Raw genomic sequence first — 13,447 nt, forward strand, 5'->3', positions numbered from 1 at the left:
AAATGATTGGCTATAATATCACTATAACTATTTTCAAGGCTAAAAATGTCCAAAAAACTTCATATTGTCTCCTTAGGCTGCACCAAAAATCTTGTCGATACCGAAGTGATGCTTGGACGACTCAAAGATTTTGAAATGACCGATGCGAGCGATGAAGCGGACGTCATCATCGTCAATACCTGCGGATTTATCGATGCCGCGAAACAAGAATCTCTCAATACGGTACTCAACCTCGATGCGGGACGCAAAAAAGACTCAGTTCTCGTCATGGCAGGGTGTCTCTCGGAGCGCTATAAAGAAGAGCTGTCCAAAGAACTCAAAGAGGTAGATATTTTTACCGGTGTAGGCGACTACGATAAAATCGATGAGCTTTTGGCAGCAAAACAAAGCCGTTTCACTCCGGAGGTGTACCTCATCGATGGTGCTGAGCGGGTCGTAACGGGTTCCACATACCATGCCTACGTCAAACTCTCGGAAGGGTGTAATCAGCAGTGCAGTTTCTGCGCCATCCCTTCTTTCAAAGGGAAACTCCATTCCCGTGATCTAGAGAGTATCGCCCATGAAGTTGAAGGATTGGTTGCAAAAGGATATTATGATTTTAGCTTCGTCTCCCAAGATTCAAGCTCCTATCTACGCGATCAAAATACCACCGATGGGCTTATCCACCTCATCAAACGGATCGAACTGATCGACGGGGTCAAAAGTGCCCGTATTTTGTATCTTTATCCTTCTACTACATCACTCAAGCTGATCAAAGCAATCGGTGATTCCAAAGTATTTCACAACTATTTCGATATGCCGATCCAACATATCAATGATGAGATGCTCCGTATCATGAAACGGGGATTCGGAAAAGAAAAAACTCTCGAACTTCTGAATGCTATGAAAGCATTGCCATCTTCCTTTATCCGTACCAGTTTCATCGTCGGCCATCCGCAAGAGAGCGATGCCATGTTTGAAGAGATGGCAGAGTTTGCCGCATCATTTGGTTTTGACCGTCTCAACGTTTTCTCGTATTCCGATGAAGAGGGGACAACCGCGCACGAAATGGAAGATAAAATTTCAACCAAAGTGATCAATGCCCGTGCCAAAAAACTCGGAAAAATTGCGTCCAAGGTTGAAGAGGAGAGCCTCGCGAAACTTGTAGGAAAAGAGATTCCTCTCGTCATCGACGGGGAGTCTGAAGAGCATGAATTTCTTCTAAGTAGCAGATCATTGAATTGGGCACCCGATGTCGATGGAGAGATTTACGTCAATGATCGTGAAATCGAAGAAGATCTCCTCTACGGAGTGATCTACCGCGCCCGTATTACCGAAATCGCCGGAAAAAATCCACTTGCAACACTCACGGGTCATGCGTGAGATTCTCCACCTCGATCTCTTAAAACAAGGGCGTTCTCTCCTCGCTTTTTCTGGAGGTGTGGACTCTACCGCCCTTTTCCACCTTTTGCTCGAACACCATATCACTTTCGATATTGCCCATGTCAACTATCATACACGTGCAACGAGTGATGAAGAAGAGCGAAATGCCGAATCTCTCGCTGAGCGTCACAACCTCCACTGCTATACCCATTCCTGCCGTTTAGAAGGGATCAATTTCGAGCATCGCGCCCGTGAGGAGCGATACCGTTTTTTCGGATACTTGATGAAAAAACATGGCTACACTTACCTGCTCACCGCCCATCAACTGAATGATCGTTTAGAGTGGCTGATGATGCAGATGTGCCGCGGTTCAGGGTTGCCGGAGATGCTCGGTATCCGTTCACACGATAGACGTGATGAAGTAGAGATTCTACGCCCACTTTTGGAGTGGGATCGTGATTCGATCGAAGACTATCTTGCAGACCATAACATCCCTCACTATCTCGATCAGAGCAATGCCGATGAGCGCTATACGCGCAACTTTTTCCGCCACCGTTACAGCGCTCCGATCATGCGTGAATACAAAGATGCCATCCGTCGAAGTTTTCGCTACCTCGAAGAAGACAATGACGCATTGATCGAAACTATCCATTTTGAAACCGTTCATGAGCTTTCATACACAAGAAACCCTCTCACTGTGAGATCATTGATCTACGGCATCGATCAGTTTTTTAAAGCTCAAGGGCATCTGCTTACCCAACACGATAAAAATGACCTCAAAAAAGGGGGAGAACATATCATTGGACGAGTGTTTGTCGTCTCTATCGAGCATGACTATACGTTTATCGCTCCGTATGAAAGCAATATCGTAATGGATAAGGGATTTAGGGAAGAGTGCAGACGACTCAAAATCGCTTCAAAACTTCGAGGATACCTCTACGGTACCCCTGAAGCGATGAATCTTATGCGTCGATTAAAAGGCGGCTGAGAACTTCTTCTATTCGGCTCACACCAACAATTTCCAAAGACGCTTTCACCTCATCGGGAATATCGCTCAAATCACGTTCATAATTTTTCTGCGGAATCAATGCCAGTTTCATCCCCGCACGGTGCGCCGCAATCAGTTTCTCTTTCAATCCGCCGATCGGAAGAACATTTCCGGTCAAAGAGACTTCACCCGTCATGGCGATATCGGCACGCACTTTTTTATTGGTCAAAATCGACGCGATGACCGTGGACATTGCAATTCCGGCACTCGGTCCATCTTTTGGAGTAGCACCATCGGGTACGTGTACATGCAGATCAAATCGTTTATACACTTCACTCGCATCCAACAACGTTTCACTTTCACGCTCAGCCGGAGAGAGAGGGATAATCGAGTGATCGACACTGAGTTTCCCCTCATCGATCTGTGTTTTCACTACGGAGAGAGCGATACGTGCGGACTCTTTCATCACATCACCCAAACTCCCGGTCAATTGCAACACCCCTTTACCATTGATACGGATCGCTTCGATTTTGAGCACATCACCCCCTACCGCTGTCCAAGCTAATCCGTTCACTACACCGACACGATCGATATGATCGGTTCGATCGATCTCAAAAATCGTTTTTTCCAAAAACTCTTTGAGGTTTTTGAGACTTACGTTCACTTTTAACGTACTTGGCTCTTCGAGTATCTTTTTCGCTGCTTTTCGGACAATGTCCGCGACACGGCGACGGAGATTACGAACCCCTGCTTCACGGGTATGTTTTTCGATCACTTCAGACAATGCTGTTTTAGAGATTGAGAGTTCACTCGGTTTGAGACCGTGCTTTTTCAACTCTTGCGGGATCAAATACTGTTTTGCGATTTGAAACTTCTCTTGCGGCGTATACGAACTGACCGTAATAAATTCCATACGATCGCGCAGTGGTCCCGGGATTTGTCCCACATCGTTCGCCGTCGCAATAAAAATCGCTTTGCTAAGATCGAGATTGAAATTCAGATAATAATCTCTAAAATGGGTGTTTTGTTCCGGATCGAGAATTTCGAGTAATACTGCAGTCGGATCACCACGATGCGATTTCGCTACTTTGTCGATCTCATCGAGAACGATGACAGGATTCATCTTTTTCGCTTCGATCACCCCTTGGACAATACGCCCCGGCATTGCACCGATATAGGTACGGCGATGTCCACGAAGCTCATTCACATCTTCCAACCCACCAAGGGCGATTCGCACAAGCGGACGTTTCAGCGCTTCAGCGATCGAGTTCGCAAGAGATGTTTTACCGACACCCGGAGGGCCTGAGAAACAGAGGATTGCCCCTCGCCCCTCTTTATCGGCAATTCCGCGCAGTTCCAATAACTCTTTAACGGAGAAATACTCCAAAATCCGCTCTTTTGGTTTTTTGAGCGAAAAGTGATCTTTATTGAGTTGATTCTCAACATCGTGGATGTTAAGACCTTTTTTTGCCTCTTCGCCAAATGGAATCTCAAGCACCCATTCCAAATACGTTTGCAATAACCCTGCATCGGCACTGTCCGGATGCATCCGAGAAAATCGCTCCAGCTGTTTGTTCACCTCTTTATAGGCATCAGCATGCATCTTATCTTTTTTCGCTTCGAGCTTTTTACGAAACTCTTCGATCTCTTCATCACGATGGGTATCGGTACCCAACTCTTTTTGGATTTGTTTGAGCTGCTCTTTGAGAAAATACTCTTTGTTGACTTTTTCAATCCGCGTATGGACTTTGGAGCGAATCTCTTTTTGGAGTTTATTGGCTTCCGTCTCTTCGATCAACTCATCGATCAGCATCAAAAAGCGCTGTTCCGGATCACGCTCGATAAAGAGTTTATAGGCGTTCTCTTTTTTGATTTTGATGGAGCTGCAAATCAGGTCGACAATACGGTTATATTCATGATTCTCTTCGATTGTGCGGAGCAAATCGGGGGGAAAATAGTTGCTTACCTGAGAAAGCGCGCGTACTTTTTCTCGTAAGACTTCCAAAATCGCATCCATTTTGAGTTCATTGACACTGCTCGATTGGATAAGATCTACATGTGCTCGAAGCGGATTATCATGAACCATATCTATCACATGGCCGCGTGCAAGTCCTTGAAACAGTACTTTGATTCGACCATCTGGGAGAACTACTTTGCGCATGATAGAGCCGATAACACCCGCATCGTAAATCGAATCGCCTTCCCGTTCCCCTTCGTGTTCCGGTTTTACCGGGCATACAATCACCAAAGAGTTATTTTCTATCGCCTCTGCCGCCGCCGCAATATTTTTTTCATCATTTAAAAACAACGGAGAGATCATAAACGGATATAAAAAAAGCTCATCCTCCGCAATCACCGGCAAAGTGGTCGGGAAAGAGCTGTAATTACTGAGTTGCATCGAAAAAAATCCTTAATTCTTATTTGGTCTTATTATCATCCATAGAGATAACGTTACGTGTTTTAGGAATCATAAAATCATACCAGCTGCTGGTACCGTCACCCTCGAAAGCTTTGCGATACCAGGGTATTTGAGCCTGAACAATCTCTTTAGAATCGATCCACGTCACCGGAGCAATTGAACGATAGAACTCTGCCCCTTTTGGTTTTCCCAAACGCTCGTACAATTGTGCAATGTATTCATTCAATACACCGCGTGCCAGTTGAAGCTGCGTCTCCATAGAGTGAACCAACGGCATATACGTGGAATACGGATAAGATGCCTTAAACGTATCAATATTACGAAGCGTATCATCAATTAATCCCTGATCTCGACCCGGATGAGGAAGGGCCAAAAATTTGGCCTTAATTTTCAAAAATTCAGCGTATTCACGTCCGGCGGGATTGGCATAGCGACGAATATACTCATCCAAAAAATGTTCTGAAAGTAAATACTCTTCATGTGCCATATGCGCTTGAGCCATAATCATCGTCGCTTCCGCCAAAAAAGGCGAGCTGATATGTTCACTTTGAAGTGAACTAAAATAACTATCTGCTTTCTCCAAATTTCCGTTGGAGACGGCTGTCACCATTTTTTCATACCAATACTCTGCGGGTTTATTAAACTCTTCGATATCTTTACCGCATCCGCTTAGCAGAATCAGTGCCGTTACAGCGATCAACCATATTTTTATCATTGAAAAACCTACGCTATTTTGAAATTATCAGCTATTTTACCGTAAAGAGATTAAACACCCCTGCATAAACTTGAAACTTTTTAGTTTGATGTGTTAAAATCAGACTATTAATGACAGAAGAAGGTAGTTATGCAGTTTGATTTAAAACTCCCCTTACTTGGGTTCGAAGCCGTATCCAAAATGGAACTTCAAAAGATTGATGATATATTCATGCGTTTGGAGAGTGTGGGAGAAGGACCCTCTTTTACACTTGTGAACCCTTTTGCTCTTCGAGAATACTCTTTTGATATTCCCGCTTCCCTTCAAGCACTTATGGAGATCACCCCGGAGAGTAATCTGCTTATTTACAATATCATGATTTTGCAGCGTCCCATCGAAAAATCGACTATAAATTTTGTCGCACCGATCGTTTTTAATACCGACAATCAAACAATGGCTCAAATCATCGTTGACAATCGCTCAGACTTTGGTATCTCTGAGCCTATCAGCAATTACCTAAAAGGTACCGATAATGTCTAAGACCATCACCTTTATCGGGAATGGTAAAATGGCATTTGCTCTTGCAAAAGGGCTTTGTTCTACTCATAAAATCGAAGTTGTCGGACGTACGATGCATGCACTCGAAGCATTTGAAATTCGTCTTGGTGCACCGATCAAAAAAACACTCTATGCTGATGCCGATATCAATGGAAAAACGATTGTTTTGTGTGTCAAACCGGCCAATCTTACCGAAATTGCCCCCTTCCTCAAAGGGAAAGCATCTGAGTTATATTCGGTTTTAGCAGGAACAACCCTCGAATCTCTTCGCATCGTATCTGCACACACTTATTGCCGTGCTATGCCAAATCTTGCCGCAGAAACAGGTCATTCTATGACTTCATTGGTCGGAGATACGACAATCGCTTCAAACGCTATCGCCTTGTTCGAGGCAATCGGACAAACGCTCTGGCTAAACAGTGAAAAAGAACTGGATATAGCAACCGCTCTGGCAGGTAGTGGTCCAGCTTATCTTGCACTTATTGCAGAAGCGCTTTGTGATGGAGCAGTCAGAGAAGGTTTAAAACGCGATGATGCAATGGCTTTAATGCGTGGATTGTTTGATGGATTTGGTTCTTTAATCCAAACAATCCATCCAGCACTCCTCAAAGACAACGTCATGAGTCCTGGAGGCACAACCGCGGCCGGATACGGAGCACTTGAAAAAGGAAAAGTCCGAGAAGGGTGTATGGAAGCAATACATGCTGCCCATGAACGTGCCAAGGGGATGAAGTAAACCTTTTTTTACTTCTCTTTTTTATGTTCTGAATCTGTTTTATGCGGCGGAGTGAACGGTGAAATAATCTCCGGTTTTTCTTCTGCGGTCTTGTTTGTTTTCTCTACCGGTTTTTCCGAATGTTTAGTATTTTCATTTTTCTTTGCACCCTTCTCTTGTTCGGAAGGTTTATTATGCACTTTCATCGTAAAACTCGAACGGATTTTATCCCCGTCACGTTCAAAATGAATTGGGAAATTAACCCCGATCACCCACTCACTCTTATTGATATTTTCTAAAAACTCATAGAAACTTGTAGGTGATGTAATCTTCGATGTTGCATTCACTTCGTATACTTTAAATGACCCATTTGCCTCTGTACTGGTCATTTCCGTCAAATACAAATCGGTAAACTCTTTTTTATAAAGACGTTCAAAACGACCCGGATCAAATACTTTATCAAACGCACCGATCGTATGTTTATGCTGTTTTTTCAAATCATCCAGACGATTTTTCATGTTATCAAAACGATTTTGCGTAAGTTCAAACTCTTGAAACTCTTTTTTGCTATCCAAACGCAAAGAGCGATATTCTTTCCCTTTCGGAATCAAAAAGAAAAATGAAAATGCACTTACCCCAATCAATAAGAGAATAGACAAAATAACTACAAAGAGCGTTTGACGTTTCATTCTACTACCTCTTTTACCGTCTCTTCATCCAAATAATTGGAAGAAACAAACCGATACCACCCGTTTTCTGCCGGATAAAAGCTCGTATAGGTACGGTTAAAAATAGAGCGCAACGGTGCATGAAGCATATATTCATACGTATCTTTATTCGGGGTAATCCCATACAAAATCAACGATTTTTCTTCCAATTCCGCACGCGTCAAAGTAATATCTTCAGGAACCAGATCAAAAAGGTTTTTTATACTCTCTTTCATCACCGTGTTATCGGTCGATATCTGCTCTACGATCTTGGCTTCCGTTTCGATCACTTTTATCTCTTCGTCCATGGCTTCAATAGAGTGTTGCAACTCTATACTTTTGCGAGCAACCTCTTTACGCTCATTGACGAAATCATACGTTTTATATTCTAGAAAGAGATACGTACCGACAACCATAGCAATCGTAACGGTAAAAAAGAAAAGCACTAATCTCAGCTCACCGCTGATGAGGCGTTTTCGTCGAGGGGTTATAAAACTATGCTTCATAATCCCTCCTCTTCTATTTTTGAAAGCGCAATCACTTCATCAGCCAAATCAATATTTCGAATCAATACGTTTAAAAAGAGTTCCTCTTCAAGGTAACGTTTTAAATCTATCCCGCTACCGTATGCATCTGCAATATAGATCGTTTCAACAAAACGATTTTGACAGTGTGTTCCGCCGTAAAAGCGGGTTAATGTCCGTTGGATAAGCTCAAATCGATGATAATCGTTGTTAAAGCGATCCATTTGTACTTTTACATCATCAGGACGATAGGTTGTTTGACGTATCTCTTCGATAGTCGGTTCATCTTCACTGAACTCAACAATCTCTTCAATCGTATCCAAATCCTCGATATGACTCAGATCATCCAATTCATCCAAAAGATCAAGATCATCCAACGACTCTATATCATCCAAACTAATATTTTTTTCATTCTCTTCAACCTCAGCGATCCCCACACTAAATCCGCCAAGATTGGTATCATCTTCGATTATTTGCTGTTTTTCATGCGACGGATAATGATGGGCGTATTCAAGTTTTCCATTTTCAAAAATAGCAACACTGAATGAATCTTTTTGTGCCAAGGCATACATTGCAAATCCGCCTTGAATCTTATCGGCAAAAAAATGTTCAATAATCGAAAAAGGGGAAAAAATAAAATCCAAACCGATTTTTTTGTACTCTTCTTGCAAGGCGTCCAATTCACGAAGAGAGGAGTATAAAATCCATTTGTTCTCACGGCAAAGGGTTTTAGCACCGCTCAACTCTTCCATATCTTCAATGGAATGATGAGAGCAACCTGTAAGTGCCCCCTGCTTTTGGTTAGGGTTTAAGAGGGCAATATAATGCAGCGGGGTCTCTTCCGTGTATTTTCGGATATACGTATTCATATCCCGTAAAGCAAACTCACCGTCAAAAGAGCGCTCTTTCGTATAGAGAAACTGCTTTTTCTTTTGCGCAACAATACGGACATTATATTTGCCACCATCTTGAACAATAGCGACGAAAATTTTTCGGTAAAACCGCTCTATCACTTAGAGTCCTCATGATTTTGGCATAGGGGATGCGATTTCAGATAATGCTCCATTTTCAAAGCATTTCCTAATTTTGTATAAATCTGGGTGGTCGCCATACTGGCATGCCCCAATAATTCGCTAACATCGGCAATTCGAGCACCATTGTTTAACAGTTCCGTAGCATAGGTATGACGTAGCTGATGCGGAGTCACTTTGAGTCCAACCTTTGCGAATGCCTTAATAATGGTATATCTTAGACTATTTTCGCTTAATTTTTCACCTTTCTTCTCAAAAACATACTCTTGAGAAGGATGCTCGCGACGATAATTTTCAATCATTTCGACTATCCCCTCTACCATTGGAATGTCTCTTTGTTTTGATCCCTTCCCCCTGATGCGTGACCAGTTATTATCCATATCACTTATACGCAAATGGGTTAATTCAGAAATACGCAAGCCCATGGTGTATAACAAAGAAATTGCCAAAGCTTCTTGCGGGTCAGCATACTCTAATGCATGGGCAATCTGCTCATGGGTAAGTGGTTTCGGAAGTGTTTTAGGGATCTTTATACTCTCATCCCCGCTGAGTTCAACAGCTCTGTTATTGTCTCGGAGATATTTAACAAAACTACGTATCGCACTCAATTTTGCTGCAATCGTTTTTGCTTTTAACGGAGCGATTTTAAGTCTTAGCGGCATTAAGTTAATAGATACAATACCGCTATGTTCAACGATTTCCGCATGCGAGAGCATCTCATCAACAGCATCGTTATAACTTCGGATGGTGAGAGCAGAATACCCCCTAAACCCATCCAGATGCTTTAAAAAAGCTTCTTTTTCACGATATAGTTCGTGCATCATGCCGCCCTTTAGAGTGCATGTTCCATCAATTTCATTTTAATGAGAGTCTTTGCCTCATCCATCTCAAGCCCCGAGATATCGATCGGCTCCGATGCATAGAAATCAATGACCCCAAACGGCTTTGGAACAGTAAAGCGATCCCAGCTCGAGAGCTGCCAAAATTTGGAAGGGACACAACTATAAACGATCACTTTCGTTTGTCGCTTTTGCGCCATAATCACCGCACCGTCGCTCATCTCATGGCGAGGCCCTTTCGGTCCATCAGGGGTAATCCCTATATCATACCCTTCCGAGAGTGATTTAAGCCCTTGTATCAATACTTTTGCTCCACCGCGCGTTGTTGATCCATGTATTGTCCCGAGTTTAAAATAGCGCATGATTCGGGCAATAATCTGACCGTCAAAATGATCACTTATCAGAACATTGGCTTTTGGAATCTTTCGAAATTGGTAATAAAGATACGGTTGCATCAGCAAATCTCCATGCCAAAATGCAAAAATAACCGGCTCATTGGGAATGATAGAGGGGAGATGAAACCGTTTTCGATTCGTGAGATAGATACATCGGATCAAAAATGCTCCGATCGGTGGAATCAGCCATAAAGCAAGTTTACGGAGGATCGTTTTACGCAATGATCTCACCGTATTGGACATTGCGTGAAACCTCGATAATCTTTACTTTAGCGATTTTTCCCAGCCACTCTTCACTCCCTTTGACTTTGATCGAGAGATTATTGTCACTGCGACCCGCAACGTATCCATCACTGCGCAACTCTTCAAAATAGACTTCAACCATTTTTCCTAAATTGATCGATTTCATCTCATCGAGTATCTCATCGTGACGCGCTTGCAATCGATCCAAACGATCCGATCCGACTTCTGAGTCGACCTCTTCCATTTTTTCTGCTTCTGTCAACGGACGAGGAGAGTATTTGAAACTAAAGAGCTGTTCGAAGCGAACCTGATTCAAAACATCCATCGTATCTTCAAAATCTTCATCACTTTCACCCGGGAATGCGACGATGATGTCGGTACTGATACTTACATCCGGAACCAGTTCGCGCAATTTTTGAGCACGATTCAAAAACCACTCTTTGCTGTATCCCCGTTTCATTGCTTTGAGAATATTCGTCGAACCGCTTTGGAGAGGCATATGCATCGATTTACAGATTTTTGGATTACGGGCAAACTCTTCGATAAATTCATCGTCCATATGCAGCGGATGAGGAGAGGTAAAACGGATCCGCTCCAGCCCCTCTACCGCACTCACACGGCGGAGCAATTCGGTAAAATTAACCTTTTCGTTGGCTAAACGACGACCATAATTATTGACATTTTGACCCAGTAAAAAGACCTCTTTTGCACCGTTGTCAACTGCTTTTTTCACTTCCGCAACAATCAGCTCCGGCGGAATCGATACCTCTTCTCCGCGGGTTTTTGGAACAATACAAAAGGTGCATTGTTTGTCACATCCGATAGAGATGTTGATAAATGCTTTGTAGGGGCTGCTGCGGAAATCTTTGAATGCAAACTGTGACTCATCATAATCGATATCCACCTCAACGGCACGATCTTTATGAAGTACATCGGTAATTTTAGAGACATTGCGTGCACCGAGAACGAAATTCACATACGGAGCACGTTTGATAATCTCTTTTCCCAAATGGGACGCAGTACAACCGCATACACCGATTTTGGCATCCGATTTTTTGAGTTTGTTAAAAACACCGAGTTCGGAAAAAAGCTTGTGTACCGGTTTTTCACGAACGGAGCAAGTATTGATGAGGATTAGATCGGCAGCGGTCGCATCGTCGGTGAGTTCATACCCTTCATGTGCATTGAGTTCTGCGATCATATGCTCGGAATCGCGCACATTCATGGCGCATCCGAGCGTTTCGATAAAGAGTTTTTTGGACATTAGAGAATATGAACTTCGTACATGTACTCATTAGCGGAAAGTCCATATTTAACTTCGCGCATATAAAAGCTTTTCCCTTCAGCTTCAAAATGGTCTTGAAGTGCAAGAAGATCTTTATGTGAATTTTCACGATCGAAATAGAGGATAGAAGAGTTGCTTTTTTCTACCATTTCGGTGATTTTTTTAAGATCGATTTTGCGTGGTTTTGTATCTTGTTCGCTGCGTGCGAGTTTGAGTTCCATAATTTTCCCTTTTATATAGAGTTCTTGATATTAGGGGGATTATAGCTGTGAAAGGATAAATATCCCATTAAGAGAATTTCGTGTATAATACTTATCCTTCATAAAAAAGCTTTCCCATACCAACCCTAATTTTTTATGAGTTACCCATTATCAAGAGGATAGTCCTGTGGAAAATATTATAGATATTATTACTTCAATCGCCAACGAAAAAGGTCTGAGTCCGGATCGTGTCCAAGAAGCGATCAAAACATCATTTATCCAAACTGCCAAACGTATTATTAATCCAACTTTTGCTTTTGAAGCGGATATTGACGACCGTACCAAACAAGTGAAATTACGCCAAATCATTACAGTAGTCACTGATGATGCCCCTGAATTAGAAGGTGAAGAAGCAGGTGCTTATATGAGTATCACCGCAGCACTCGAGATTGATGATGAAGCAGAAATCGGTGATCAACTCCAAATGGAACATGATATCGAGAGCTACGGACGCAGCGCATTCGCAGCTCTCCACAGAGAGATCGAATTTCATATCCAACGCCTTGTTGAAAATGAACTTTACGATAAATACAAAAGTAAAATCAACTCAATCGTCTCGGGGCGCGTTACCCGTGTAGACGGAGATCAAAACACCACTATTGAAATTGATGAAATCCGTGCCGTATTGCCGATGAAAAGCCGTATTAAAGGGGAAAAATTCAAAGTCGGAGACGTTGTCAGTGCTATCGTACGACGTGTACACGTCGACAAAAGCAACGGTATCTCTATGGAGCTTTCCCGTACTGCACCGAAATTTCTCGAAGAGCTTTTGGCCCTTGAAGTTCCTGAAATCAAAGACGGTATCGTCGTCATCGAAAAATGTGCCCGCATCCCGGGTGAGCGTGCAAAAATCGCCCTCTATACCAACCGTCCTCAAATCGATCCGATCGGGGCAACCGTCGGGGTACGCGGCGTACGTATTAATGCGGTAAGCGAAGAGCTATGCGGTGAAAATATCGACTGTGTCGAGTACAGTGCTTCTCCTGAGTTGTTTATCTCACGTGCAATGGCTCCTGCAATTATCAGTGCCGTTGTCCTCTCTGAGAATGAGGGTGAAGAGAAAAAAGCGATCGTTACCCTCCCAAGTGACCAAAAATCCAAAGCAATCGGAAAAAGCGGAATCAATATCCGTCTTGCATCGATGTTGACCGGATACACCATTGAGCTTAACGAAGTGGGCGGAACTATCCAAATGGGTGAAAAAGCTCAGGAAGAGAAAAAAGAGGGGCTTAGCTCACTCGAAGCGCTTTTCGGAAACTAATAATACTCTCATACTTTTCTTTTTCATAAGAAAAGTACCGAAAGAAAATCATACAATTAAATTCCCGTAATCCAATACCAAGAGCCGTTCCAAAGGCAGTCGTGCCGAGAGGAACGTAGCGTTTTTGGATTACGGTATGCTCTTTTGCTACTTTTCTGGCTAAACA

The 13,447-nt window shown here is 42.9% G+C and carries 14 protein-coding genes; 5 read left to right on the top strand and 9 right to left on the bottom strand.

From position 1 onward, the window contains the following. Positions 1-45: 45 nt before the first annotated feature. Positions 46-1,362 carry a 30S ribosomal protein S12 methylthiotransferase RimO gene (gene rimO / locus CJD30_RS02825; protein ID WP_294916103.1) on the top strand — a complete coding sequence of 439 codons (1,317 nt, stop codon included), beginning with the start codon at positions 46-48 and terminating at the stop codon, positions 1,360-1,362. Then, positions 1,337-2,350 (top strand): tRNA lysidine(34) synthetase TilS, encoded by a 1,014-nt coding sequence (gene tilS, locus CJD30_RS02830; protein ID WP_294916104.1) that lies wholly within the window; start codon positions 1,337-1,339, stop codon positions 2,348-2,350. The genes rimO and tilS overlap by 26 nt, the downstream gene beginning before the upstream one ends. Here tilS and lon read toward each other — a convergent pair. Then, on the bottom strand, positions 2,325-4,748 hold the full coding sequence (lon, locus tag CJD30_RS02835) for an endopeptidase La (RefSeq protein ID WP_294916106.1): 2,424 nt from the start codon (positions 4,746-4,748) through the stop codon (positions 2,325-2,327). The two genes, tilS and lon, sit on opposite strands and share 26 nt — an antisense overlap. 19 nt (positions 4,749-4,767) lie before the next feature. Then, positions 4,768-5,484 carry an outer membrane protein assembly factor BamD gene (gene bamD, locus CJD30_RS02840; RefSeq protein ID WP_294916108.1) on the bottom strand — a complete coding sequence of 239 codons (717 nt, stop codon included), beginning with the start codon at positions 5,482-5,484 and terminating at the stop codon, positions 4,768-4,770. A gap of 129 nt (positions 5,485-5,613) precedes the next feature. On the opposite strand from bamD, the gene fliW reads away from it, so the two are divergent. Together fliW and CJD30_RS02850 are read left to right on the top strand one after the other, a co-directional pair. After that, positions 5,614-6,003: a flagellar assembly protein FliW gene (fliW, locus tag CJD30_RS02845; protein ID WP_294916110.1), complete on the top strand. Its 390-nt coding sequence runs from the start codon at positions 5,614-5,616 to the stop codon at positions 6,001-6,003. Continuing rightward, positions 5,996-6,757, top strand: a complete 762-nt coding sequence (locus CJD30_RS02850) for a pyrroline-5-carboxylate reductase (RefSeq protein ID WP_294916111.1) — start codon at positions 5,996-5,998, stop codon at positions 6,755-6,757. Before fliW ends, CJD30_RS02850 begins: the two co-directional genes overlap by 8 nt. 8 nt (positions 6,758-6,765) lie before the next feature. Here CJD30_RS02850 and CJD30_RS02855 read toward each other — a convergent pair whose 3' ends face one another. Genes CJD30_RS02855 through CJD30_RS02885 form a run of 7 tightly spaced genes read right to left on the bottom strand, consistent with a single transcriptional unit; the run spans position 6,766 to position 11,981 of the window. After that, positions 6,766-7,425, bottom strand: coding sequence for a hypothetical protein (locus CJD30_RS02855; protein ID WP_294916113.1), 660 nt, complete (start codon positions 7,423-7,425; stop codon positions 6,766-6,768). Then, entirely contained in the window at positions 7,422-7,949 is a 528-nt protein-coding gene (locus CJD30_RS02860) for a hypothetical protein (RefSeq protein ID WP_294916114.1), read from the bottom strand. Before CJD30_RS02860 ends, CJD30_RS02855 begins: the two co-directional genes overlap by 4 nt. Then, positions 7,946-8,980, bottom strand: a complete 1,035-nt coding sequence (locus tag CJD30_RS02865) for a hypothetical protein (protein ID WP_294916116.1) — start codon at positions 8,978-8,980, stop codon at positions 7,946-7,948. Before CJD30_RS02865 ends, CJD30_RS02860 begins: the two co-directional genes overlap by 4 nt. After that, positions 8,977-9,822 carry a tyrosine-type recombinase/integrase gene (locus CJD30_RS02870; protein ID WP_294916118.1) on the bottom strand — a complete coding sequence of 282 codons (846 nt, stop codon included), beginning with the start codon at positions 9,820-9,822 and terminating at the stop codon, positions 8,977-8,979. The genes CJD30_RS02865 and CJD30_RS02870 overlap by 4 nt, the downstream gene beginning before the upstream one ends. A gap of 8 nt (positions 9,823-9,830) precedes the next feature. Beyond that, entirely contained in the window at positions 9,831-10,475 is a 645-nt protein-coding gene (locus CJD30_RS02875; protein ID WP_294916120.1) for a lysophospholipid acyltransferase family protein, read from the bottom strand. Then, positions 10,447-11,739: a tRNA (N6-isopentenyl adenosine(37)-C2)-methylthiotransferase MiaB gene (miaB, locus tag CJD30_RS02880; protein ID WP_294916122.1), complete on the bottom strand. Its 1,293-nt coding sequence runs from the start codon at positions 11,737-11,739 to the stop codon at positions 10,447-10,449. Before miaB ends, CJD30_RS02875 begins: the two co-directional genes overlap by 29 nt. Continuing rightward, entirely contained in the window at positions 11,739-11,981 is a 243-nt protein-coding gene (locus CJD30_RS02885; protein WP_294916124.1) for an HP0268 family nuclease, read from the bottom strand. Before CJD30_RS02885 ends, miaB begins: the two co-directional genes overlap by 1 nt. Before the next feature lie 166 nt (positions 11,982-12,147). Here CJD30_RS02885 and nusA point away from each other — a divergent pair, with 166 nt between their 5' ends. Next, positions 12,148-13,281: a transcription termination factor NusA gene (nusA, locus tag CJD30_RS02890; protein ID WP_294916126.1), complete on the top strand. Its 1,134-nt coding sequence runs from the start codon at positions 12,148-12,150 to the stop codon at positions 13,279-13,281. The last annotated feature ends 166 nt before the right edge of the window (positions 13,282-13,447 follow it).

The organism is Sulfuricurvum sp. PD_MW2, assembly GCF_002633015.1.
Taxonomy (GTDB): domain Bacteria; phylum Campylobacterota; class Campylobacteria; order Campylobacterales; family Sulfurimonadaceae; genus Sulfuricurvum.